This window comes from Cyanobium sp. PCC 7001 (assembly GCF_000155635.1).
Taxonomy (GTDB): domain Bacteria; phylum Cyanobacteriota; class Cyanobacteriia; order PCC-6307; family Cyanobiaceae; genus NIES-981.
The window spans coordinates 828,022-851,391 of the sequence record NZ_DS990556.1 but is presented as its reverse complement, the minus strand read 5'-3'; the positions used below and the strand labels follow the sequence as shown (position 1 = coordinate 851,391).

The window sequence follows — 23,370 nt, the reverse complement described above, 5'->3', positions numbered from 1 at the left end:
GGGACTCAGGCCCCCTCGGGCGGGGGGGGCGGCCTGGACTTGCTCTGAAGCCGGATCACCGTGGCCGGCCCCGTCGTGCCGGCGGCACCGGGGCACTCCGGGGCACGGGGGGCATCCAGGGCCTCCAGCCAGGGGCGGATCAGCTCCGCCAGGGCCTCGGGCTGCCGCAGCATCGGCAGGTGGCCCGCGCCCTCCAGCACCCGCACGTCGTGCCGGGGGGCATACCCCGCCAGGTGGCGCACATAGCGGGGTTCCATCACCTGATCGCGGCTGCCGGCGATCCACAGGCTCGGCACCGTGAGGCAGGCCGCGAGGCCGGGCAGCTGCCGCACCGCACTGCGGCGCATGCTGCAGGCCAGCAGCCCCTGGGCGGCATGGCGGTCGGCCAGCAGCGGGCTGCGCAGGCCATCACTGCCCGGCAGCCGCAGCAGCCAGCGGGGCCGCAACTTCAGAAACACCGCTCCGCCGCGTCGCACCTGGGCGAAGGGCCGGGGCTGATACACCCCGCCGCCCACGGCGATCTGGATCAGGCCGGCCAGCTGGCTGCCCAGCTGCGGCGCCGCATGCAGGGCCAGGCTGCCGCCGAGGGAATGGCCCATCAGCACCACGGGCCGGCCGTTCCAGGCCCGCTCGCTGGCCTCACGGGCCAGCCAGGTGCCATAGCTGGCCAGGCTGGGCTGCAGGCCCTTCGGCCGTTCCCGCCCGCCGAACCCGGGCAGATCCGGAGCCCAGAGGTCCCAGCCGGGGGCAAGGCTGGCCGCCAGCCGGTCCCACAGGCGTCCGGCCAGCAGCCAGCCATGGGCCGCCACGATCAGCGGACGCTGCTCGGCCGGGCATGCGCCGGAAAGGCTGGATCGTCGCGCTGTTGCTGGTGCCATCAGGCAGGATCGTGGCATCCCGCGCCCCGCCGTGTCCGTGGATCCGGTCGAGCTCCTCACCACTCTCTACGGGGAGGGGCATCGGCTCTGCCCGACGCCCAACCCCCAGATCTCCCTGGTGCTCAGCACCCAGCGGGAGATCGACCTGATCGAGCTCGAGCAGCTCTGCGACGCGGTGGGCTGGAGCCGCCGTCCCCTGCGGCGCGTGCGCAAGGCGCTGCAGAACAGCCTGCTGCGGGTGGGGCTGTGGCGCCACGATCCCCGCCTGCCGAAGCTGGTGGGCTTCGCCCGCTGCACCGGCGACGGGGTGGTGGAGGCCACGGTCTGGGACGTGGCGGTGCACCCCCACTACCAGGGGGTGGGATTGGGCAAGGCGCTGATGCTCTACGTGCTGGATCAGCTGCGCAGCATGGAGGTGGACCGCGTCAGCCTGTTCGCCGACCCCCAGGTGGTGGAGTTCTATCAGGCCCAGGGCTGGGAGCTGGAGCCCCTCGAGCGCCGCTGCGCCTTCTGGTACGCGCCCTAGGCGCCTGGGTCGTTCCAGCTGCCGCCGTAGTACCGGCGGGCCAGGGTGGCGGCGGGCACGCCCCGGCGCCACTGGCGGCGCAGGCGGGCATTGTCGAGGGTGGTGCGCCAGATCCCCCCCTGCCGCCAGCGCCGCGGATCCACCCGCACCGCCGCCCCCAGGCTGCGCAGCTGGGCCAGGCGCCGCAGCCGCTGCACCAGATCCAGATCCTCCATCAGCGGCAGGGGCCGCATCCCGCCGCTGGCCCGGTAGAGCGACAGGGGCAGCAGCAGACCCTGATCGCCATAGGGCAGCTGGCGCCAGCGGCTGCGCAGGGCCACCCCCAGCTCCACCAGCCGCAGGCCGGGGTGAGCGCCGGCGATGCCCAGATCGAAATACCAGGCGCCCAGCGCCTGGTCCTGCCCCTGTCGCTGCGGCACCGCCCGGATCCGCTGCGCCCAGTCGGTGGGCAGCCGCACGTCGGCATGGAGCAGCAGCAGCCAGGGCCCCCGGGCCTCCCTGGCGCCGAGGGCGAGCTGGCAGCCGCGACCAGGCTCCGAGCGCAGCAGGGCGGCGCCGGCCAGGCCGGCCAGCTGGCCACTGCCGTCATCGCTGCCGCCATCCACCACCAGCACCTCCCGCACCAGATCCGGAGCGCTGCCCAGCTGGGCCAGCAGCGGCGGCAGGGCCCGGCGTTCGTTGCGGCTGGCGATCACCACACTCAGCCAGGGGTCCTGGGCGCTCATGGCTCAGCGCCAGGGTCTCAGGTCGGCGGCCCGGTCCAGATCGTGGCGCACCGCCAGCAGCACGGGGCTGAGCTCGAGGCGCCTGGCCACCGCGAGGGTGCACTCCAGCACCGCGCCACTGCCCCAGGGGATCCCGGCCAGCAGAGCCGGCCTGGAGTGATCAAGGCCGATCAGCCAGTAGCCGCCATCGCCGGCCGGGCCCAGCACCAGCCCGCTGGGTCCGAGGCCGGCGAAGGCCGCCTCCAGATCGGCGCTTTCCAGGGTCGGCAGGTCGCTGCCGATCAGCACCACGCGGCCGGCCCCGGCGGCGAGGGCGCGCTGCAGCTGCCGCTGCAGCCGCGTGCCCAGACCGCCGCCGCCCTGGGGCACCGCTACGTCACAGCCCAGCTCGGCCCCCCAGCGCCGGCAGGCCCGCGGCCCCAGCCCCTGCACGGCCAGCACCAGGCGGCAGCCCAGCCTGCGGCGGCTCAGACGGGCGGTGGCCAGCGTGTGCTGGATCAACCGGCCCTGGATCGCCGCGGCCCGGCCCGCACCGATGCCGGCGGCCAGGCGGCTCTTGCAGCGCCCGGGGGCCGGCCAGCGGGCCATCACCACCAGCTCCAGGGGGGCTGCGGCGCTCATTCGGCCCGCCGCCTCATTCCTGCCGCGGCAGCTCGGCCGGCTGGAGGGTGAGGGAGGTGGTGGCATCGCCGCGGCGCACCACCACCTCGAGGGGTTCCCCGACGCGGCCCTGGTCCACCGCCAGCTGCACCTCCGAGGGATTGCGCACCTTGCGTCCACCCACCGATTCGATCAGGTCGCAGGGCTTGAGGCCCCCCTTGGAGGCCGGGCTGCCCTGCATCACATCCACCACCACCACGCCGTTCACCTCCGGCAGCCGGCACTGGTCGGTGGTGGCGTTGATCTCGCGCGCCAGCTGGGGGGTGAGGGCCTGGAGCCGCACGCCGATGTAGGGATGGCTGGCGAAGCCCCGCTCCAGGATCTGGGCCGCGATCTGCTTGGCCACGTTGATCGGCACGGCGAAGCTCAGGCCCGCCCCGGGTGCCTGGCGGATGGCCGTGTTGATGCCGATCACCTGACCCCGGTCGTTGATCAGCGGTCCGCCGCTGTTGCCGGGGTTCACCGCCGCATCGGTCTGGATGTAGGGCACCCGCTGGCCCTCGCCCACCGCGTTGGTGCGCTGGATGGCACTGATGATCCCGGCGGTCACGGTGTTGTCGAGGCCGAGGGGATTGCCGATGGCGATCGCCCATTCCCCGGGCCGCAGCTTGGCGGAATCCCCCAGCGGCGCCACGGGCAGGTTGGTGGCCACCACCTTCACCACCGCCACGTCGGTGAGGGGATCGCTGCCCAGCACCTTGCCGGTGAAACTGCGGCCGTCCGGCAGGGTCACGCTCACTTCGCTGGCGCCGTCCACCACGTGGGCGTTGGTGAGCAGCACGCCGTCGGAGCGGGTGATGAAGCCCGACCCCTGGCCCTGCTGCTCCTGGATGGTGGGGCCACGGCCGAACAGACCGCCCAGGGGGTTGATGATCCGCTTGGTGGTGTCGATCCGCACCACCGAGGGGCCCACCTTGGCCACCGCATCCACGATCACGTTGTTGCTGGGCTGCAGCGGCGGCGTCGGGCCGGCGTCGCTGATCCGCACGTTGCCCTGGTCCGGCTGGCCGGGCAGACGCGGCAGCTGCGGCAGCCGTGGCATCCCGCCCGTGCAGCCCGTGAGCAGCAGCGAGCCGATCAGCACGGCGCCGGGCCAGGAGCGGGTACGGGGCATCGGGGGTGGCGTGGGCCAGGTGGGAATGCGCTTCATTTAAGACCGACCGGGCCGGGGGATCTGCGTATATTCAGCACCCGCGAGAGGGGGCCGTCGGTGCAGCAGGCAGAAGAGCTGTGGCACCAGGTTCAGCAGGCACTCCAGGCGCGTTTCAGCAAGCCCACCTTCGAGACCTGGATCCGCCCGGCCCGCTGCCAGGGCCTCCATGGCTCCGCCCTGCACCTGGAGGCCCCCAACAGCTTCGCCTGCGGCTGGCTCCGCAAGAACTACCTCGACACGATCGCCGCGGTGGCCAGCGAGATCGCCGGCCGCCCCCTGCAGGTGTCCGTCGACACCGCCCCCCAGGCCGAGCCCGCCGTGGGCCTGGCGGTGGGCGGCCAACAGGTGGTGGTTGAGCTGCCCGGGGCTCCAGCCCCCCCTTACGGATCCGCCACCGGGGTGCCTGCCTCAGCCATGGGCCAGCCCGGTGGCAACGGCGGCGCTCCGGTGGCCGGCAGCGCCCCCGGGCCGACGGTGCATGGCCGTGGGGGGCGCCAGGCCTTCGCGCCGGGCCTGAATCCCCGCTACGTGTTCAACCGCTTCGTGGTGGGTCCGAACAGCCGCATGGCCCATGCGGCGGCCCTGGCCGTGGCCGAGGCGCCGGGCCGGGAATTCAATCCGCTGTTCATCTGTGGCGGTGTGGGCCTGGGCAAGACCCACCTGATGCAGGCGATCGGGCATTACCGCCTCGAGATCAACCCGGAGGCGCGGGTGTTCTATGTGTCCACCGAAACCTTCACCAACGACCTGATCCAGGCCATCCGCAAGGACGGGATGCAGGCCTTCCGCGACCGCTACCGCGCAGCCGACCTGATCCTGGTGGACGACATCCAGTTCATCGAGGGCAAGGAGTACACCCAGGAGGAGTTCTTCCACACCTTCAACGCCCTGCATGAAGCGGGCAGGCAGATCGTGATCGCCTCCGACCGCCCCCCCAGCCAGATCCCCAGGCTGCAGGAGCGGCTGATCTCCCGCTTCTCCATGGGTCTGATCGCCGACATCCAGGCGCCGGACCTCGAGACCCGCATGGCGATCCTGCACAAGAAGGCCGAACAGGAGCAGATGGCCCTGCCGCGCGAGCTGATCCAGTTCATCGCCGGCCGCTTCACCTCCAACATCCGCGAGCTCGAGGGCGCCCTCACCCGGGCCGTGGCCTTCGCCTCGATCACCGGTCTGCCGATGACGGTGGAGTCGGTGGCGCCCATGCTCGATCCGGCCGGCCGGGACGTGGAGGTGAAGCCCGAGCAGGTGCTGGAGAAGGTGTCGGAGGTGTTCGGCGTGGGGGGGGACGAGATGCGCAGCCCCAGCCGCAAGCGGGCCGTGAGCCAGGCCCGCCAGGTGGGGATGTACCTGATGCGCCACAGCACCAACCTCTCCCTGCCCCGCATCGGCGAGGTGTTCGGGGGCAAGGACCACTCCACGGTGATGTACGCCGTGGAGCAGATCGAGAGGAAGCTCAGCGCCGATCCTGCCCTTGCCCGCCAGGTGCAGCAGGTGCGTGACCTGCTGCAGATCGATTCCCGCAAGCGGCGCTGAGCTCAGCTCCTGCGGCTCACAGGCACCCCTGCACCGAGATGCGGTAGCTGAAGCCGAGGGCCCCCGGGTCGCTGCTGGCTCCCACCTTGAAGTTCATCTGGCTGGCCTGCTTCTCGGGCACCGCCGGGAATGGACCGAACTCCTGTCCCTTGCCGATCGGCGGATTCATCGTGGCGTTGATCACCTGCAGGCTGGTGCCATCGGTGAATTTCATGAATCCCTCCACGGGATATTTAGCATTGGCATCGGAGGAATTCGCCGTGAAGAAGAACTTGTAGCTCTTGTAGGGGCGATCCACGATGAAATCGGTGTTCCAGTTCGTTCGGCCGAGCAACTTCGCCCGGCCCACGGTTTTGGACACCACGGGATCGCTGCCATCGCCTCCGATCGGCTGGAGGAATGTGCAGGTTTCCGCCTGAGCCAAACCTGGAATGGCGGCTGTGGCCAGAAAGGCCATCACCGAGCTGGCTGCCATCAGCAGTGGCCGCGCAGTGCGCGCGCGACGGTGACACGATCCCTGATGGGTGGATGGCACGGGGTTCATCATGTGGATGTTCATCGCTTGGATTGTATGGCGATGGCGTGATCCGGGCTGTTTCTGATCAGCGCTGTTGCAGGCAAGACACCACCACCGGTGCAGCCTTCGCCTGCCCGGTGACTCCGTGGGGGCCAAGTGTCGGCGCCGCCTCCATCACCCCAGCGCCAAGGCAGCGGCTAGGGTTCTCTCAGTCCCAGCCATCCGGTTCCGTGGCGCAGCCTTCCGCCCCCGCCTCCTTGCTGCCGGCAGCGCTCGCGGCACTGGCCACCGGCCTCAGTCTGGCTGCGGCCCCGCCGGCTCAGGCCCAGACCCAGACCTGGCAGCGGCAAGGTGCGCCGCCGCCGGCCGGTTCCACCGTGGTGCCCGAGAACTGCAGCGTCGCCAGCGATGGCAGCATCACCTGCGGCACCAAGCTGGAAGGGGGCACGGGCCGTCCGCCGGCATCGCCGCGCCTGGACCCCTTCCCCAACTGACTCTCAGGTGAGCGGCACAGCCGGATCCAGGCCTTCCACCTCCCCCTGGAACACCCGTGATGCAGTGATATCCTCCGCCTCGATCGTCATCAGATCGAGCTTGGTGAGGGCGCTGCCCATGCGGCTGAACAGCCGGTTGGCCTGACGCATCCGCGCCCGGTCGATGGCATTGCGGATCGAGCGGGCGTTGGCGAAGAAGGGCAGCTGCATGCGGCGGTGGATGTAGTCCTCGAAGGCGGCCACGGCTTCCTGGCTGAAGCGGTAGTTCTCGTGGGCGAGGATCATGCGGGCAATGGCCAGCAGTTCAGGCGCGGTGTAGTCGGGAAAGTCGATGTGGTTCGCCACCCGCGACGAGAGCCCTGGATTGGAGTGGTAGAACACATCCATTCGGTCTTTGTACCCGGCAAAGATCACCACCAGATCATCCCGGTTGTTCTCCATCACCTGCAGCAGGATCTCGATGGCTTCGGCGCCGTAATCCCGCTCGTTCTCGGGCCGGTAAAGGTAATAGGCCTCGTCGATGAACAGCACGCCACCCATGGCCTTCTTCAACATCTCCCGCGTCTTGGGAGCCGTATGGCCGATGTACTGCCCCACCAGATCGTCCCGGGTGGCGGTCACCACGTGGCCTTTGCGCACATAGCCGAGGCCGTGCAGGATCTTGCTCATCCGCTCGGCCACCGTGGTCTTGCCGGTGCCGGGGCCGCCGGTGAAGGACATGTGCAGCGAGGGCGGCGCCGTTTCGAGTCCCACCTGCTGCCGGGCCCGGTTCACCACCAGCAGGGCCGCGATCTCCCGGATGCGGGCCTTCACCGGCCGCAGGCCGATCAGCTCGCGATCCAGCTCATCCAGCACCTCCTGAATGCCGGCCCCCTCGTAGGCGGCCCACAGATCCACGGCAGGCTCGGACGCGCTCACGTGCCGCCATCCGCCAGCAGGCCATCGATCGCCGCGGCGAAGGCGTGGTCCGGGGCGCCGACGGTGTCGGCGTCCGTCTCGGAGCGCAGGGTGAGATTCACGTAGGTGCGCCCGAAGCTGATGTCGGGGTAGCGCGACTCCGCTTCGCAGAGGTCGTTGAGCCGCTCCAGGAAATCGCGGGTGGCCCCGTAGTCGGCGAATTCGATCCGGCGCTCCAGGCGCTCCGGATGCTCGGGCTTGGGGCGGGGAGTCCAGGTCTGCTCCATAGCCAGACCCTAGGCCAGGGCTGGGCTGCCGCTCTTCCCTGCCGGCTCGGGCGCGGGGGCTTCCGCGGGGACGGGCGAGGCGGCCAGGCAATCGGTGCGGCTGCTCGCCAGCCGTTCGGCCCAGCCCCGCACATGGGCGCGGTTCTCGGCCTGATGGTCCGGGTCGGCGCTGTCCAGGGGGTGGGGCATCATCCCGTTGATGGCGGCGTTGGTCACGCAGAACATCGACTTCTGGAAGCTGCAGCAGATCTTCACCCGGATGTCCCCCTCGCCCCGGCCCCGCTGCAGATACCAGGCATGCAGGGCCGCAGGCAGATGGCGGTACATGTCCTGCATCAGCAGGCTGGGCGGAATGCCGGCCCCCATGGTGGGCAGGGGATCGGCGAACAGGGCGCCGTAGGCGAACCTCCCCTGGTCGGGGGAGATCTGCTGGGCCTGGGCGTTGAAGCTCACCGTGCCGAAGAAGGGGGTGCCCCGCAGGAACACCGCTTCCACGTAGGGCACGGCCACGTCCATCAGGAAGGTGAGCCCGGCCTCGGGAGGCAGCACCCAGAGGGTTTGTCCCTCCAGTTCCACGGCGTAGGTGATGGGGTTGGCGGCGGCGGCCACCAGGCCATCGCGGATGAAGTCCACCACGGCGGCGATGCTGCGCACCGTGCCGTCCCGCTCGGCCCTGGCCAGATCGAGAAACAGGTCGCTCATCACCCGCCAGAACTGCCCCAGGGCGTGGGTGGTGGCGGCGGTGCGGATCAGCTCGGGCAGAAAGGCCGGGAACAGGGGATTCAGCAGGGCCATCAGCGGATCCCGCCGCCGCTTGCGGGCGATGATCGCCTGGCAGTTCGCGGCGAAGGCCTCACTGTCGAGGTAGGCATCCAGCCCGCCGGTGCCATGCCAGAGCATGGTCTTCATGCAGTACTCGGCGTACTCGAAATTGATGCGGTCGTGGTTGAGATTCCGCCAGATCCTGGCAGGGCTGGGATCGCCGTTCAGGTACTTGAGCAGTGGGAAGGGATTGAGGAACTGACGCTCGGCCTGGAAGATCAGGTTGATGCTGTAGGCATCCAGCACCTCGCCATAGCTCTCCAGAATGCCCACCACCTCCAGCAGGTGATCGTCGCTCTCGGCCAGCAGGGTTTCGCCGCTCAGCAGGCGCCGCTCGAGCTCCTCCTGCGGCGGCATGCCGCCGTTGCGGGTGAGGTGGGCAGGAATCACGGGCATCAGCCGATCCTCGCCTGGGCCATGGCCGTGGTGGCGGCTTCGCTGAGGTGACCCAGGGTGCTGGGCAACAGCCCCAGGCCCACCACGGCGATCCCGAGGGCGATCGCCGGCACGGTTTCGCGGGGGTTCACCGCGGCCAGCTGGATGTCCAGCCGGCCGTCCTGGATCGGATCGCTGGGGGGGGTGACGGCGAGACGCCCGAAGAAGGCCCGGTTCACCAGCAGCAGGAAGTACACCGCCGTGAGGCCGGAGCCCACCAGGCACACCAGGGTGGCCACGGGGTAGGCCGTGATGCTGCCCCGGAACACCAGGAATTCGGAGATGAAGCCCGCCATGCCCGGCATCCCGGCGCTCGCCATCACACCCACGATCATCAGCGAGCCCGTGAGGGGCAGGCCCCGTTCGGGGTTGAGCAGGCCGCGCAGCACGGTGAGATCGCGGGTGCCGGTCTTGCGGTACACGATTCCCACCAGCAGGAACAGCAGGGCGGAGATCAGGCCATGGCTCACCATCTGGAACTCCGTGCCCAGCAGGCTCACCGGCGTGGCGGCCGCGGCGGCCAGCAGGATGTAGCCCATGTGGCCCACCGAGCTGTAGGCCACCATCCGTTTCATGTCCTGCTGGGCGATCGCCGCCAGGGAGCCGAACACCACCGACACCGCCGCCCACACGGCCAGCGCGGGTGCGAGCCGGGCCCAGGCTTCGGGGAAGAGGCCCATGCCGAAGCGCAGCAGGCCATAGGTGCCCAGCTTCAGCAGCACGCCCGCCAGCAGCACCGACACCGGCGTGGAGGCCTGGGTGTGGGCATCCGGGAGCCAGGTGTGAAAGGGCACCAGCGGCATCTTGATGCCGAAGCCCACCAGCAGCGCCGCCAGCAGGACCAGCTGGGCTCCCATCCCCAGGCGCTCACTGTCCACGGGGGTGAGGCTGAAGTCCACGCTGCCGGTGAACAGGGCCAGGCCCAGGAAAGCCCCGAGGATCAGCATGCCCGAGATGGCGGTGAAGATCAGGAACTTGGTGGCGGCGTAGGCGCGTCCCGTTCCTCCCCAGATCGAGATCAGCAGCCAGAGGGGAATCAGCTCCAGTTCATAGAACAGGAAGAACAGCAGCAGGTTGTCGGCCAGGAAGGCTCCGTTCACGGCCCCGCTGATCAGCAGCAGCAGGGCGAAGTAGAGCCTGGGCCGCCGGCTGAACTCGCGGGTGCACACCACCGACACCAGGGTGAGGGCCCCGTTGATCAGCACCAGTGGCAGCGACAGGCCATCGACCCCCAGGCGGTAGTCGAGGCCCAGCCCCGGCACCCAGCCATGGGCTTCCTGCAGCTGCAGGCCCGCCTGGGCGGGATCGAAGGCCTGCACCACCAGCAGGCTCACCAGCAACTGCAGGCCGAGCACGGCGATGCAGACGCTGCGCACCCGGGCCGCGCTGACCAGGCCGGGCCAGGCGAGCAGGGCCACACTGCCCCCGAAGGGGATCAGCAGCAGCAGCGAGAGCAGGGGCAGATCGCTCATGCCACCCCCCGGGTCAGCCAGCTCAGGGCGGAGAACAGCAGCACGATCGCCACCACCACGGTGAGCACGTACGACTGCAGCTGGCCGCTCACCCCCAGCTTGAGCCCCTCGGCGCTCTGCAGCGACAGCCGGCCCAGGCCATTGACCAGACCGTTCACCAGGCGGCGATCCAGCCAGTCGGTGAGGCGGGCCAGCAGGGCCACCAGGGCCACCACGGTGTTGCGGTACACCCGTTCGGTGTAGAAGTCGAAGGCCAGCAGGTCCTGGATGCTCCGCAGCGGTTGGCCGCTCGCCCGTGAACGGAACTGATCCAGGGGGAGGACGGCGCCGATCGCGACGCCCACCAGGCCGCTGACCGCCACCGCGGCGGCCACGGGCCAGGAGAACGAGGCGATCCCGGGCACCGGATCCAGCCGGGCGATCAGCAGCGGGGTGAGCAGCACCAGCACGGTGAGGCTCACCATCGGCAGGGCCATCAGCCAGTTCACCTCGGGGGTGCGGCGGGTCTTGGGCATGGGCCTGCCCAGGAACACACTGCGGTACACGCGGCTGAGGTTGAGGGCGGTGAGCAGATTGGTGAGCAGCAGCACGGCCGCGAACAGCGGCGAGGCCGCCAGCATCGACTGCACCCCCAGGCCGAAGCACCAGAAGCAGCCCAGCGGCAGCAGGCCCACCAGGCCGGCGGAGGCCACCAGATAGGCGCTGCCGGTGGCCGGCATGCGCGTGCCGATGCCACCCAGTTCGGTGAGGTCCTGGCAGTTGGTGGCGGCGATCACGCTGCCCACGCTCATGAACAGCAGCGCCTTGGCCAGACCGTGGGCGAACAGCAGCAGCAGGGCGATGCCGGGCAGCTGCAGGGCGATGGTGATGAACACCAGCCCCAGGTAAGAGGTGGTGCCGTAGGAGAAGGCCCGTTTAAGATCCACCTGGGCCAGCGCCACCAGGGCGCCGCCGATGGCGCTGATCGTGCCCACCGCCAGCAGCACATCGGTGGCCACCGGCGAGAGCTGCAGTAGCGGCATCAGCTTGAGCAGCACCAGGGCGCCCGCGGTCACCACCGCGGAGTTGCGCAGGATCGAGGCGGGGTTCGGCCCCTCCATCGCCTCATCCAGCCAGAGGTGCATCGGGAACTGGGCGCACTTGCCCATCGGCCCGGCGATCAGCCCCAGGCCCAGCAGCGTGCCGGCCAGCGGCGTGAGGCTGCCGGAGCTGCGGGCCTCGGCCGCCCAGCTGTAGAGGTCGGTGAATTCCATCGACCCGGCCCAGGCCGAGAGGGCCACCACCCCCATCAGCAGCAGCACGTCCCCCACCCGCTTGGTGAGGAACGCGTCGCGGGCGGCGGTGACCACCAGCGGCTGGGCGTACCAGAAGCCCACCAGCAGGTAGGTGGAGAGGGTGAGCATCTCCAGCAGGAAGTAGCTCAGAAAGAGGTTGCTGCTGAGCACCACGCCGGAGAGGGCACCCTCGAAGAAACCCACCAGGGCGTAGAAGCGGGCCAGCGACCATTCCTTGTCGAGGTAGCCGAGGGCGAACACCTGGGCCAGCAGGCTCATCAGGGTCACCAGCTCCAGGGCCGCCAGGTTGGTGAGCGAGAGGTCCAGGCCGATGCTGAGCTGCAGATCGGCGGCGGAGAACCAGGGAATGGCCAGGTGGGCCGGGCCCCGCAGCAGCACCTCCCGCGCCACCACGAAGCCGTGCACCACCGCCAGCAGGGTGACGAGCACATTCAGGTAGGCGGCCGGCCGTGGACCGTTGCGCTTGATCCAGCCGCAGGCCCAGGGCATGGAGAGCACCATGCCGCTGAACCCGTAGAGGGGAATCAGCCAGGCCAGCTGAACCGAGAGGGGCAGGGGTGCGCTCAAGGGGGTACCGACGGAGACCTCAGGCAGCCCCGAAGGGGCGATGGGCTTGGCGGGGTCCGCCGACCGGGCAGGCCTCTAGAAGGTGGCCCGCTCCTCGAAGCGGCCGCGGGAGCCAGTCAGGCTGCGCAGCCAGCGGCCCAGGTCTTCGGCATGGTGCTGCTCGTCGGTCCACAGATCCCGGAAGAAGGCCTCATTCTCGCCATCTCCGATCAAAAGGCAGAAGCGCACGGCTTCGGCGTAATGATTGATGAGATCGTCTTCCAGGCTGAGGTTCTGGCGCAGCAGTCCGGCCAGATCGGCCGCATGGCCGGCGGGCCGCAGCTGGGACGCGGCCGGGGCCACCCCCAGGGCCAGCATGCGCTTCACCAGCTTCTCGGCGTGCTGCATCTCCTCCACCGTTTCCTGCCGGAAGCGGGTGGCCGCGTCGGTGTCGCCCCAGAGCTCCACGAGCGAGGCCTGGGTCATGTACTGCTGCACGGCCGAGAGTTCGAGACTGAGCGCGCGGCCCAGGTAGCCCAGGACGCGCGGATGCGCGGCGTCCATGGCGATCACAGGCGGCGGGTGGCCTCAGTGCCCTGCAGCGCCGGCTCCACCTCGGTGTGGGGGCGGGCGATGATGTGGGCCGCCACCAGGCCGTCGCCCACCCGTTCGCAGGCATCGGCGCCGGCGCGCACGGCGGCATTCACCGCGCCCGTCTCGCCCCGCACCATCACGGTGACGTAACCGCCGCCCACGAATTCGCGGGCCACCATGGTGACCTCCGCGGCCTTGGTCATGGCATCCGCCGCCTCAATGGCCGGCACCAGACCCCGGGTTTCGATCATGCCGAGCGCGATGCCGTGAACGGTGGGTGCCATGGAGGGGGTTGCCGGGGTGGAGGAGGGACGGGTGGTGCCGCTGCCGCCGCCGGAACGGCCGGCGCCAGCGGAGCGGCCTGAGGCCGCGGAGGAGCGGCGGGTGGTGGTGCCGCTGGAGCTGCCGCCGCTGCGGGCGGTGGTGCTGCGGCCCGCCGTGCGAGCGGGGGTGCGGCTGCTGCGGGTGCTGCCGGTGGCGGCAGCCGGAAGGGCCTTGGTGCTGGAGGTGGTGCTGGAAGTGGAGGCCTTGCTGCTGGTCATGGGCGTGGTGGGAGCAGGGCTGCTGGCAGCTTGGGTGCCCGCCGCCGGGGGGGATGCCGGTTTGGTTCCTGCCGCAGGGGCCGGCTTGGTGGACGGGGCCGACGCCGGAGTGGCGGCAGGGGTCGTCGCTTTTGGCGTGGTGGCCTGTCCTGGGGGTCGGGATGGGGGGCTGGCCATGGCGGGCGGCGGGCGACGGGACAAGGAGGGGGAAGGCACATCGGCGTGGCCCCGGGCGGGCCGGCCGGCTGGGGATCACCTAGCCATCGGGTTCCCAGAAATCGATGATTCCGCCGATGGTGAGATCCGTCTGGGTTTCGGGCACCCCGGTGGCGAAGCGGGCGGCCGATCCGCTGGCGGTGAACACCCAGTTGCCGGGCGAGGCCCCAACCGGATCCACCGCCACAGCGAGCTTGCCCTTGGCATTGCGCAACGTGCGCAGGTTCCAGTGCAGCAGCCCTTCCACCCGCTGGGTGCAGATGATCGAACCGGTGACCTGCATGATCTCCATCACCTGGTCCCCCCGCTGGAGGTCCCACCGGCGGGAGGAGCCTGCTTGCCGGCGTCCGGATCCCAGTGGTCGATGATTCCCACGATCGTGAGATCGCTGGGGTAGGACTTGCTTCCCGCGGCCTCCCGGGCTGCGGAACTGCCGACGCAGATCACCCAGTCGCCGGGGATGCAACCCACCGCATCCACCGCCACCTTCTGGGTGCTGCCATCGAGCACCACCTGCAGGTGCTTGTGCTCGAAATCGGGGATGCGGTTGGTGGACACCAGCGGTTTCACCACCTTGCAGATCAGCATCTCAGTGCCCTCCTCCGGTTGCGAACACGATGGTGGAACCTACCGCCTCGGCCGGGGTGTGCCGATCCTGGTCCCGCACCGTGAGCAGGGCGTGCAGCAGCCCCTGCTGGAACAGCTCGGGGTAGCGGCTTTCGATGGCGGTCTGCACCCGCTGGCAGTGGCGCACCGCCCGGTCCCGCGCCCCGGGCACCTGGCCGTGGTAGTCGAAGCGCACCACCACCGGCACGGGCAGTCCCCGGGACACATTCAGCCCCTTGAAGATCTTGACGCCCACGTCGAGATCGGCGGCCCCCTCTTCCACCGTGTCCATGTAGGCGAAGTAGGTGAGGTTGCGCAGGTGGATCTCCTTGAAGCCGATGCCCACGCCGATGAAGCGCTCGGCATGGCCGGCGTCGTCGTAGGCGCCCCCATGGAACTGGCGCACGTAGTCGATCTGGGAGATGTTGTGCTCGAACAGCCGGGCCACCAGGGTGACCATGCCAGGGTCGGGCACCGACGCGGCCGCCTCCTGCACCAGGGCACTCACCCGTTGCCTCGCCTGATCCGGCGGCAGGCCCAGGGTGGCGTCGTAGACGTCCCGGGCGTCGAGCCAGCGATCCAGGCGGGTGCTGCCGTCCATGCCGGGCACGTGCACCCGGATCGCGTCGGTGTCGGTGTCGATGCCCATCAGCAGCAGGTCCACGGAGGCGCCGCAGCAGAAGCTGTTCTCCACGGCCTGCTGGAAGTCCTTGAGCCGGCTGAGGCCGCACGATGCCGCCAGGGCGTCGTCGCTGCCATGGGCGGCGCAGCCCTCATGCTGGGGGTCGAGGGAACTGAAGTGGTAAAGCGCCACCTTCAGGTAGCGGGTGTCGGCATGGGCCGGATTAGGCTGGGCTTCGCGGTAGCGCCGGTGCTCGGTCTTCACCCAGCGGTTCACCGTGTTCTCCACATCGAACAGGGCGCCGGCGTGGGGGCGGCGGCGCACCGAACTGAAGGGCAGCCTCAGGCCGAAGCCGATGGCATGGGCGAGGCGGCCATCGGCGCAGGGGGTGATGTCCAGCAGGTGGAAGCCGCAGTCCAGCAGGAAGCGATCGAAGGCCTCGGCGGACGGGCTGCCCGGCTGGCCCTGGAGGGGGTCGTCGCGGAAGAAGGCCTCGCTCGTCTGCTCGTAGGTCTCGAACACGCACCAGGCGTACAGGGTGCGCATGTCCAGCTGGCTCACCCAGGCGGTGTCCAGGATCGGCTCGGGTAGGGGGAAGCCCAGCTCCTCGAGGGCGATGGCCTGGGCCCGGCCGACGAAGTCATCCTCGTGCTGCAGGGCCGAGAGCCGCTTGAGCACCGGCACGATCCGATCGAACGCCAGCTTCACCGCGGTGTCGTAGGCGTGCAGGGCGTCGTTGGCGGATGCATCCGTGAGCGGATGGAGCCGGGACCGGTTGGCGCGAAGGCTCCGGGCCGCGGCTGGGGTGGAGGCGGCCGGTGCGGACCTGCTGAAGCCCCGCGGCGGCCGGACCGTTGCGGAGGCCGGCCTAGCCGTTGTCCCGGGTCTGGAGCTGCGTCGCCCGACGGGCCGGGACGCGGCCGGGGACGCCGGGGTGCGGGAGGCCTGCATGGCGGCGCGGGCTCGGGTGCCCCGCAGCGGCGGCGCCGGTTCGGCCGCCTCTGCGCCAGCCGCTGCGGGACCCCGCTGAGCTTCGACCACGCCAGGGCGTCGGCGCGGCGCCGTGGGGGCGAGCGGTGCGGCTGTGCTGGGGCGGTTGGTACGACGGGGCATGGGCCGATCAGCCGCGAGCGCCGCCGGACACCGTGATCAGGGATCCGGCCTGGGTGTTGCCGCTGGAGCCCGTGACCCGGCTCACCGGTTCGGGCACCTCATCGTTGCGCTTCGGCTGGAACCCCGGCATCGCGCTCATCGGGCCCACCCGGGTGGGGTTGCGCCGCCGGGCGGAGCTGCCTTCGGTGCCGGTGACCCGATCGCCCCGATCCCAGTCATCGCCGGTGATCTTGAGTCCGGCTGAGATCCCCTCCCCGGTCACCCGGGAGGTGGGCCTGGCGTCTTCATCGACGCTCACCGGTGCCGCAGCCATGACGCTGGTCTGGATCGGACCGCGGGAAAGCTGGGGGCCCCGACGGTCGAAACGGAACTGTTCGGTGCCGGTCACCTTGTCACCGGCCATGTCGAAAGGGCCGGTGATCCTCCCCCCCTGCTCGTAGCTGTTGCCGGTGACGCCCGACCTCGACTGTCGGGCGATCTGGGCGGCCCGGGCCGGCGACTGCACGCTGAACTGCTGCCAGGGTGCGGTTTCGAGGGGCTGGGGGAAATCGGCGTCGCCGCTGCTGGCGGCGCCACAGGCGGCCGCCAGCTGGTCGGCCCCCACGTAGGGAGTGCCCGTCACGGCCTCGCAGGCCCCGCGCTCGGCGCCGGTCATCACGCCGCCGATGCCCGGCTGGATGCCGCTCATACGGCTCGAGCCCCGCACCGGGGTGCGATCCCGGATCGTGCGCACGGCGGGTGTGGGGCAGTGGTCGGAGGCCTGCTCCAGACCGGCGTAGGGCGTGCCGGTGACGGCCTTGCAGGTGCCGGGCTCATCGCCGGTCACCTTCTCGCTGCGGCCCGTGCGGGTGCCGCTCACCACCTGGGCCCGGTTGGTGACGCTGAAGCCCACCTTGGCGGCCTCGGGTGCGGGCCTGACGCCGCAGAAGCTCTCGTACTGCTGGGTGCCGATGTATTCGTCGCCGGTGATGATCCGGCAGCTGCCCGGCTCATCGCCGGTGACCCGCTCGCTGCGGCCCACGGCGGTGCCGGTGACGCCGGTGCCGCGCAGGGTCTGCAGGGTCTCCACCTTGCTGGGCGCCCGGCCCGGCGCGGGAGGCTCGGCTCCCAGGTATTGGTCGCCGGTCAGCTGCAGACCGGAGCCCGGCTCGTCGCCGGTGACCCGCTCCGAGCGGCCCACCAGCACGCCGGAAACGGGTTGGCCGCCCAGGGTCTGGCTGCGGCCCACCTTGCGGGGGCTGGGGTTGGTGCTGCCGCAGTAGCTGGCGGACTGGTTGGCCGACACGTATTCGGTGCCGGTGACGTTCTTGCAGGTGCCGGGCTCATCCCCGGTCACCTTTTCGGAGCGGCCCACCTCGTTGCCGGTGACCCGGTTGCCGTGGGTGGTGGCCGTGACCCGCACCTTGGCGGGCTGCAGCCGCGGCGCCTCGCTCTGGCAGAAGGTCTGGAAGACCTCGGCGCCCAGGTACTCGGTGCCGGTGATCGCCCGGCAGGTGGCGGCCTCGTTGCCGGTGGTCTTGGGTGAGCGGTTGGCCTGGGTGCCGGTCACCACCTGGCCGGAACTGGTTTCGCTCATGCCCACTTTCCAGTGGGCGTCGGCGGCGGCTGCCTGGCGGGCCCCGTGGCGGTTCGGGCCGGTGGGGCGGGTGCAGCCGCTGCGGCTGGAGCCGGCGCTGCCCACCCGGGCCTTGAGCTCCCGCACCTTCTGGGCGAGCTCGCGGGTGCTGATGTCGGGGTTGCCCTGCCGTGCCACGGACGCGGCCGTGCTGTTGGTGGGGGCGTTGGCGGACTTGCCGCGCTTGGAGAGGGCCTCGCGGCGGGCCAGCACCAGCGCGCGGCTGGGGTTGTGCTGGGCCTGCACCCGACGGCTCGAGGGGCGCTGGGAGGCCTGGCTACGGCCTGTGCTGCCGCGGCCACCTGAGAGGCTCAGGCCGGGAGCGTCGTTGCTGCGGTCCTTGCAGCCGCATGGCTTCTCGGCGGATGGCGCGGCCTGGGCCGGGGCTTGGGCGGCAGCGGGCGAGCCGGTACCCCGGGTCACTTCACGGCCCAGATCCGTGCGGGTGCGGTCCCGGGAGGTGTCGGCCCGCTTGCCCTTCTGGGTGAGGGCCTCGCGGCGGGCCAGCACCAGCTCCCGGCTGCGGTTCATCACGCGCCTGGGCTCACTGCGGCGGCCCGGCTCGGGGGCGCTGAGGCTCAGGCCGCTGCGGCCGCGGGGTGCGGAAGAGGAACTGGGGGCAGCGGCCTGGGCTGGGGGCGCCTGGGAACTGGAGGCGGCCGCAGAAGCTGCCTGGCCGGCGGGGCGGCTGAGGCGCACATCGGCGGCGGTGCGCACCCGGCTCGGGCTCGAGATGAACCGGCTTGCGGCTTTCTTGCCACCGTTGGTGAGGGCCCGGCGGCGCTCGAGTGCTGCTTCCCGGCTGGATGTGCTGGCCATGTCCGCCCGTCGTCGAAGGTCGCTGTGGTGAGGCCGCAGCTCCGAGATCAGGGCCGGCAGCACGGGGGCTGGAGGGCTCTGGTAACGGACTGTCTGGCTCCCTGGCTGTGAACGGCTGGGCTCACGGCCAGGGGGTCAGACCTGCGGCGGGGAGGGGTGCGGTTCCTGAGGATCCAGGAACCGCGGAGAAGTGGTGATCCGGAGGGGACGCTCAGCGGCCCTCGAACACCACGAAGCAGGCACCCTGGCTCTGGGTGTAGGCGTCGTAGCCCACCAGGCGCACGTGGTGGTCGGGGTAGGCCCGGTGGCAGGCCTCGAGTTCACTCACGATCACGCCGAGATCCTTCTCGCCGAAGAAGGGGAGCTTCCAGTAGGACCAGTAGGTGGCCATCGAGCGGCTGGGGTGCACGTGCTCGATCAGCGGGCTCCAACCCTGGGCAATGATGTAGGCGATCTGGTCGTAGATCTCGTCCTGGGTCATCGGCGGGAGGAAGCCGAAGGTCTCCAGGGTGGCGACTGTTTGGTAGTCACCCACGGTGCTCTTGAAGGGCATGGGGATCCTGTGGTGGATGGGATGGATGGAGGCTGGTGCCTGGTCACCGGGGGAGGCAGGTTGGCGCGTGCCGCGCTGCCGATCCCCTCAGTGGGCGATCACTGGACGTCGAGCTTGTCGACGGTGTCGAACTCGAACTTGATTTCCTTCCAGGTTTCGAGGGCGATGGCCAGCTCGGGGCTGTGCTTCGCGGCTTCCATCAGGATGTCGCGGCTCTCCTTCTCGATTTCCCGGCCGGCGTTGCGGGCCTTGACGCAGGCCTCCAGGGCCACCCGGTTGGCGGCGGCGCCGGCGGCCGAACCCCAGGGGTGGCCGTGGGTGCCACCACCGAACTGGAGCACGGAATCGTCGCCGAAAATCGCCACCAGGGCGGGCATGTGCCACACGTGGATACCGCCGGAGGCCACGGCGAACACGCCGGGCATCGAACCCCAGTCCTGATCGAAGAAATTGCCGCGGCTGCGATCTTCGGGAATGAAGGATTCGCGCAGCTGATCGATGAAGCCCAGGGTGGTCTGGCGATCACCCTCCAGCTTGCCCACCACCGTGCCGGTGTGCAGCTGGTCACCACCGGAGAGGCGCAGGCACTTGGCCAGCACCCGGAAGTGGATGCCGTGCTTGGGATGGCGGTCGATCACCGCGTGCATGGCGCGGTGGATGTGCAGCAGCATGCCGTTCTTGCGGCACCACTTCGACAGACCGGTGTTGGCGGTGAAGCCACCGGTGATGTAGTCGTGCATGATGATCGGCTGCCCGAGTTCCTTGGCGAACTCGGCCCGCTCATACATCTCCTCGGGCGTGGCGGCGGTGCAGTTGAGGTAGTGCCCCTTCTTCTCACCGGTCTCCTGCTGGGCCAGGGCAACGGCTTCGGCCACGAACTCGAAGCGGTTCTGCCAGCGCTGGAAGGGCTGGGAGTTGATGTTCTCGTCGTCCTTGGTGAAATCGAGGCCGCCGCGCAGGCATTCGTAGACCACCCGGCCGTAGTTCTTGCCCGACAGACCGAGCTTCGGCTTGATGGTGCAGCCCAGCAGGGGACGGCCGTACTTGTTCATCCGGTCGCGCTCGACGCAGATGCCGTTCGGCGGGCCGGGGCAGGTCTTGATGAACGCCATCGGGAAGCGGATGTCTTCCAGGCGCAGGTGGCGCAGGGCCTTGAAGCCGAACACGTTGCCCACCAGGGAGGTGAGCACGTTGGTCACCGAACCCTCTTCGAACAGGTCGAGGGGATAGGCGATGAAGGCGTAGAACGCCTCCTTGTCGCCCGGCACGTCTTCGATGCGGTAGCAGCGGCCCTTGTAGAAGTCGAGGTCGACGAGGAGCTCGGACCAGACGGTGGACCAGGTGCCGGTGGAGGATTCAGCGGCCACGGCGGCGGCCACCTCTTCCTTGGGCACGCCTTCCTGGCCGGTGCACTTGAAGCAGGCCAGCAGGTCGGTGTCGAGGGGGACGTAATCAGGAGTCCAATACGTGTCGCGGTACTCCTTGACCCCGGCGTCGTACTTCTTGCTCATGGAGTTTCTCCGGTTGGGTCGGTAAGGGGATGACGAGGGGAACGCCTCAGGCGTTCAGCGGCCTCAGTCCTTGGAACCCACGAAACCGGCGCTGCCGCTCAGAGCAGGCTCCACTTCGCGGTGGGGGCGGGCAATGATGTGGGCGGCCACCAGGCCGTCGCCCACGCGCTCGCAGGCATCAGCACCGGCCCGCACAGCGGCGTTGACAGCACCGGTCTCACCACGCACCATCACGGTCACGTAGCCGCCGCCGACGAACTCGCGGGCGATCAGCCGCACTTCGGCAGCCTTGGTCATGGCGTCAGCCGCTTCGATGGCGGGCACCAGACCGCGGGTCTCAATCATGCCGAGGGCGATGCCCATGGTTTCGTTTGCCATTACCTGCTCCTGGAGGAGGGGGTGGAATGTTCGCAGGCAACCATGGTCCGCCGCCAAACCCTGCGTCAAGCAAATGCGCTGTCTGGGTCATCACCGTTTGTGTCGGCACTGATAAGTACCGCTGATCCATTCCACACATTTCGTTAGCCTTTGCTTGGCGGCCCAGTCGGCGCAGCCGGTCTGCGGCCGCTGACATGGAAGGCCCCGGCGCCTACCCGTTGGCGATTCTCCCTAGCGTGAAAGCGGATCGGCTTCGCCTGGACTTGCCGCTGAGCTTGCAGCTTCGTGCTTTCAGCTTCGTGCCTGACCAGGGGTGGAATGTTCAACGCCGCCGATCCCTCCTTCGGGGGCCGCCCACCCGTGGGTCCCTCCTCTGGGGGACAATGCCGGCACCCGAGTCGAGCCCTTGCCCACCCTGGTGATCGCCAGTGGCAATCCCCACAAGGTGCGGGAGATCGGGTCGATGCTCCAGCCGCTGGAGCTGGAGGTGTGCGCCCAGCCGCGTGACCTCGACGTGGAGGAAACCGGCGCCACCTACATCGAGAACGCCAGGCTCAAGGCGAGCGCGGCGGCGGTCCGCACCGGCCACTGGGCCCTGGCCGACGATTCCGGCATCGAGGTGGATGCCCTGGGAGGCGCTCCGGGCATCTTTTCCGCCCGCTACGCCCCCACGGATCCCGAGCGGGTGGCCAGGCTCCTGGCCGAGCTCGGCGACACGCCCTACCGCAGCGGCAGCTTCATGTCCGCAATGGCCCTGGCGGATCCCACCGGTGCCGTGCGGCTGGAGGCCGAAGGGGTCTGCCGCGGCGTGGTGCTGGACGCCCCCCAGGGGCAGGGCGCCGGCTACGACCCGATCTTCTACGTACGGGAGGCAGCCTGCACCTACGCCCAGATGAGCGAGCATCAGCGTCTCCGGCTCGGCAGCCGCGGCAAGGCCGCCCGCCAGATGGCCCCAGGTCTGAAGGCCCTGCTCGACCTCTCCTGAGGCTGCAACGGGACCGCAGGGGCCCGGACGCCCCTCAGCCTCGGGCCGTGGCGTTGATGTGGTGGATGGCGCGCATGGCGGCGGCGGCGGCCTCCTCCACATCCCCTTCGCGGCCCGCCAGGGTGAGTCGGCCGAAGGCCCCCACCGCCTTCACGTCCACCACCGTGATGTTGGAGGCCTTCTCGGCCTCGTTGGCAGCGATCAGCACGTAGCCGGCGGGCTCCGTTTCCAGGATGAACATGCTCATCCCGGCCTGGATCATCGAGCCCCGCCGGTTCTGACGGTTGATGAGCACGGCATGGTCGGGGGTGATCGCCCGGATGATCTCCGTCCAGCTCACATCGCAGCGGCTGCGTTGCTCGACGGTGTTGCCGATCGCCTCGAGCACCACATCGCCCGAGTGGAGCACATTGCTCTGGTCGCGGTGGTAGAGCGCCAGGGAGCCGAAGGCCCGCTCCACGATCATCTGGCCCAGCCGCACGGTGCTGGCCTTCAGGGCGATGTCGGTGACGCGGTGCACCGCCATGCCGGGTGACACCTCCAGCCACAGGCATGCATCGCCCGGGATCGGCAGGAAGCCCTGGCTCACGGTGCCCATGTAGGCGGCGAGCTGGGGTTGCAGCGAGTCGAGGAACACGTAGGTGCGCAGCTCGATCGACTGCACCTGGCTGTTCTGCCGTGCCAGCCGGCTGCCCTCGCTGTCGGTGGTGATCACGCAGCTGGCGCCCGAGCTCTCCGGGCTCACCACGGTGCCGGTGATCAACCGCCCTCCTCCGAGGAGACCGCCGCGTCGTTGCCGTGGGGCCCGATCGTCAGGGGTGAGCGGGCTGGAGGGCATGGGGTGGGCCGGATCTCCTCCGAACGGTGCTGAGTCGTGGACCCCGGGGGCCGGGGCCGTGATCCGGGGCGGGTCGTGAAGCGCTGGTGTGGGGACGCCGCTGTGGTGCCGACCTGGACCGGAGGACCTGCAGGCCGTGGAGCCGCGGCCGCAGGGCCCTGCTTGGAAACAAGGGGGAGCGACCGGTGGCAGCGACTTTACCTGCCGCCACAGGCGCCCCGCCCTTGCCCCGGGGCTGGGAGCCGATACCTTCCGACCATCCTGACCGGAGCGCCATGGCCGCCAAGCGCAGCACAGCCCACGCCGCCGCCACCCAGGCCGACCCCATGCACGACCAGAGCGGCCAGGTGCCGATGTCCGACTGGCTCGCGGCCGCCTCGGCCCAGGGCATCAAGCCTGAACAGGCCCTGGCGATCATCGGCCTGGGGCTGATGCAGAAGATGGCCGGGTCCAGCGAGGACCTGCCCTGGGTGTGGAACGAGGTGGAGGATGGCGGCAGCGCCGATCTCTCGGCCCTGCGCCAGCGCCTGGAACTGGTGAACCTGGCGCTGCAGACGGGGGCCCCACTGAGCACGGCGGAGGTGACGGTGCTGCTCGGTGCCCGGCCCGGTGCCCCGGTGGTGGAGCGGGGCGGGCTGAGGGCCCGGCGCCTCAGCCGCAACGTCTGGAAGCTGACCAAGGCCGACAGCAGCAGCTCCACCTTCAACGACGGCTTCCGGCGCCGCCTCTGAGGGG

General features: G+C 70.1%; 25 protein-coding genes. 5 read left to right on the top strand and 20 right to left on the bottom strand.

Annotation, left to right across the window (positions count from 1 at the left end):
* Positions 1-5: 5 nt before the first annotated feature.
* Positions 6-878, bottom strand: a complete 873-nt coding sequence (locus CPCC7001_RS04180) for an alpha/beta fold hydrolase (protein WP_006911454.1) — start codon at positions 876-878, stop codon at positions 6-8.
* Between the two features lie 37 nt (positions 879-915).
* On the opposite strand from CPCC7001_RS04180, the gene CPCC7001_RS04175 reads away from it, so the two are divergent.
* Positions 916-1,404 carry a GNAT family N-acetyltransferase gene (locus CPCC7001_RS04175; RefSeq protein WP_006910477.1) on the top strand — a complete coding sequence of 163 codons (489 nt, stop codon included), beginning with the start codon at positions 916-918 and terminating at the stop codon, positions 1,402-1,404.
* Here CPCC7001_RS04175 and CPCC7001_RS04170 read toward each other — a convergent pair.
* The 3 genes from CPCC7001_RS04170 to CPCC7001_RS04160 are packed head-to-tail and all read right to left on the bottom strand — an operon-like array spanning position 1,401 to position 3,903.
* A complete protein-coding gene (locus CPCC7001_RS04170; protein WP_006909887.1) occupies positions 1,401-2,129 on the bottom strand; it encodes a TIGR04283 family arsenosugar biosynthesis glycosyltransferase in 729 nt (242 codons plus the stop codon). The two genes, CPCC7001_RS04175 and CPCC7001_RS04170, sit on opposite strands and share 4 nt — an antisense overlap.
* 3 nt (positions 2,130-2,132) lie before the next feature.
* Entirely contained in the window at positions 2,133-2,750 is a 618-nt protein-coding gene (locus tag CPCC7001_RS04165) for a TIGR04282 family arsenosugar biosynthesis glycosyltransferase (RefSeq protein ID WP_006910714.1), read from the bottom strand.
* Positions 2,751-2,763: 13 nt separating this feature from the next.
* Positions 2,764-3,903, bottom strand: a complete 1,140-nt coding sequence (locus CPCC7001_RS04160; RefSeq protein ID WP_043369504.1) for a trypsin-like peptidase domain-containing protein — start codon at positions 3,901-3,903, stop codon at positions 2,764-2,766.
* 96 nt (positions 3,904-3,999) lie between these two features.
* On the opposite strand from CPCC7001_RS04160, the gene dnaA reads away from it, so the two are divergent.
* Positions 4,000-5,478: a chromosomal replication initiator protein DnaA gene (gene dnaA, locus CPCC7001_RS04155; RefSeq protein ID WP_006909033.1), complete on the top strand. Its 1,479-nt coding sequence runs from the start codon at positions 4,000-4,002 to the stop codon at positions 5,476-5,478.
* A 16-nt stretch (positions 5,479-5,494) separates the two neighbouring features.
* Here dnaA and CPCC7001_RS04150 read toward each other — a convergent pair whose 3' ends face one another.
* Positions 5,495-5,953: a hypothetical protein gene (locus tag CPCC7001_RS04150; RefSeq protein ID WP_006909656.1), complete on the bottom strand. Its 459-nt coding sequence runs from the start codon at positions 5,951-5,953 to the stop codon at positions 5,495-5,497.
* 272 nt (positions 5,954-6,225) lie between these two features.
* On the opposite strand from CPCC7001_RS04150, the gene CPCC7001_RS04145 reads away from it, so the two are divergent.
* A complete protein-coding gene (locus CPCC7001_RS04145; RefSeq protein WP_071778264.1) occupies positions 6,226-6,489 on the top strand; it encodes a hypothetical protein in 264 nt (87 codons plus the stop codon).
* 3 nt (positions 6,490-6,492) lie between these two features.
* On the opposite strand, the gene cbbX is transcribed toward CPCC7001_RS04145, so the two are convergent.
* The 14 genes from cbbX to CPCC7001_RS04075 all read right to left on the bottom strand — a co-directional run bounded on the left by cbbX (position 6,493) and on the right by CPCC7001_RS04075 (position 20,812).
* The gene (cbbX, locus tag CPCC7001_RS04140; RefSeq protein ID WP_043368593.1) at positions 6,493-7,407 is read right to left on the bottom strand and encodes a CbbX protein; all 915 of its coding nucleotides are present in this window, start codon (positions 7,405-7,407) and stop codon (positions 6,493-6,495) included.
* Positions 7,404-7,673 carry a 4a-hydroxytetrahydrobiopterin dehydratase gene (locus CPCC7001_RS04135; protein WP_006910957.1) on the bottom strand — a complete coding sequence of 90 codons (270 nt, stop codon included), beginning with the start codon at positions 7,671-7,673 and terminating at the stop codon, positions 7,404-7,406. The genes cbbX and CPCC7001_RS04135 overlap by 4 nt, the downstream gene beginning before the upstream one ends.
* A 9-nt stretch (positions 7,674-7,682) precedes the next feature.
* Complete coding sequence (locus CPCC7001_RS04130; RefSeq protein ID WP_006909035.1) at positions 7,683-8,891, bottom strand: CO2 hydration protein; 1,209 nt, start codon at positions 8,889-8,891, stop codon at positions 7,683-7,685.
* A complete protein-coding gene (locus CPCC7001_RS04125; RefSeq protein ID WP_006911660.1) occupies positions 8,891-10,402 on the bottom strand; it encodes an NADH-quinone oxidoreductase subunit M in 1,512 nt (503 codons plus the stop codon). Before CPCC7001_RS04125 ends, CPCC7001_RS04130 begins: the two co-directional genes overlap by 1 nt.
* The gene (locus tag CPCC7001_RS04120) at positions 10,399-12,264 is read right to left on the bottom strand and encodes an NAD(P)H-quinone oxidoreductase subunit F (RefSeq protein WP_006909376.1); all 1,866 of its coding nucleotides are present in this window, start codon (positions 12,262-12,264) and stop codon (positions 10,399-10,401) included. Before CPCC7001_RS04120 ends, CPCC7001_RS04125 begins: the two co-directional genes overlap by 4 nt.
* A gap of 75 nt (positions 12,265-12,339) precedes the next feature.
* Positions 12,340-12,807, bottom strand: a complete 468-nt coding sequence (locus tag CPCC7001_RS04115; RefSeq protein ID WP_043368592.1) for a ferritin-like domain-containing protein — start codon at positions 12,805-12,807, stop codon at positions 12,340-12,342.
* 5 nt (positions 12,808-12,812) lie between these two features.
* A complete protein-coding gene (locus CPCC7001_RS15935) occupies positions 12,813-13,379 on the bottom strand; it encodes a BMC domain-containing protein (RefSeq protein ID WP_006910368.1) in 567 nt (188 codons plus the stop codon).
* A gap of 256 nt (positions 13,380-13,635) precedes the next feature.
* Positions 13,636-13,887, bottom strand: coding sequence for a carboxysome peptide B (locus CPCC7001_RS04105; RefSeq protein ID WP_006910253.1), 252 nt, complete (start codon positions 13,885-13,887; stop codon positions 13,636-13,638).
* The gene (locus CPCC7001_RS04100) at positions 13,887-14,183 is read right to left on the bottom strand and encodes a carboxysome peptide A (protein ID WP_006910748.1); all 297 of its coding nucleotides are present in this window, start codon (positions 14,181-14,183) and stop codon (positions 13,887-13,889) included. Before CPCC7001_RS04100 ends, CPCC7001_RS04105 begins: the two co-directional genes overlap by 1 nt.
* Before the next feature lies 1 nt (position 14,184).
* The gene (locus CPCC7001_RS04095; RefSeq protein ID WP_071778263.1) at positions 14,185-15,936 is read right to left on the bottom strand and encodes a carboxysome shell carbonic anhydrase; all 1,752 of its coding nucleotides are present in this window, start codon (positions 15,934-15,936) and stop codon (positions 14,185-14,187) included.
* Between the two features lie 7 nt (positions 15,937-15,943).
* On the bottom strand, positions 15,944-18,370 hold the full coding sequence (locus CPCC7001_RS04090) for a CsoS2 family carboxysome shell protein (RefSeq protein ID WP_043369500.1): 2,427 nt from the start codon (positions 18,368-18,370) through the stop codon (positions 15,944-15,946).
* Positions 18,371-18,581: 211 nt separating this feature from the next.
* Entirely contained in the window at positions 18,582-18,923 is a 342-nt protein-coding gene (locus tag CPCC7001_RS04085; RefSeq protein ID WP_006910831.1) for a ribulose bisphosphate carboxylase small subunit, read from the bottom strand.
* 98 nt (positions 18,924-19,021) lie between these two features.
* Complete coding sequence (locus CPCC7001_RS04080) at positions 19,022-20,434, bottom strand: form I ribulose bisphosphate carboxylase large subunit (RefSeq protein ID WP_006910103.1); 1,413 nt, start codon at positions 20,432-20,434, stop codon at positions 19,022-19,024.
* A gap of 63 nt (positions 20,435-20,497) precedes the next feature.
* Positions 20,498-20,812, bottom strand: coding sequence for a BMC domain-containing protein (locus CPCC7001_RS04075; RefSeq protein WP_006909739.1), 315 nt, complete (start codon positions 20,810-20,812; stop codon positions 20,498-20,500).
* A 406-nt stretch (positions 20,813-21,218) separates the two neighbouring features.
* Here CPCC7001_RS04075 and CPCC7001_RS04070 point away from each other — a divergent pair, with 406 nt between their 5' ends.
* A complete protein-coding gene (locus CPCC7001_RS04070) occupies positions 21,219-21,797 on the top strand; it encodes a non-canonical purine NTP pyrophosphatase (RefSeq protein WP_006911213.1) in 579 nt (192 codons plus the stop codon).
* A gap of 34 nt (positions 21,798-21,831) precedes the next feature.
* Here the strand turns inward: CPCC7001_RS04070 and CPCC7001_RS04065 are convergent, their stop codons facing one another.
* On the bottom strand, positions 21,832-22,635 hold the full coding sequence (locus CPCC7001_RS04065; RefSeq protein WP_050757061.1) for a microcompartment protein: 804 nt from the start codon (positions 22,633-22,635) through the stop codon (positions 21,832-21,834).
* Positions 22,636-22,910: 275 nt separating this feature from the next.
* Between CPCC7001_RS04065 and CPCC7001_RS04060 the strand changes: the two genes are divergently transcribed.
* Positions 22,911-23,366, top strand: a complete 456-nt coding sequence (locus tag CPCC7001_RS04060; RefSeq protein WP_006911615.1) for a hypothetical protein — start codon at positions 22,911-22,913, stop codon at positions 23,364-23,366.
* Positions 23,367-23,370 lie beyond the last annotated feature (4 nt).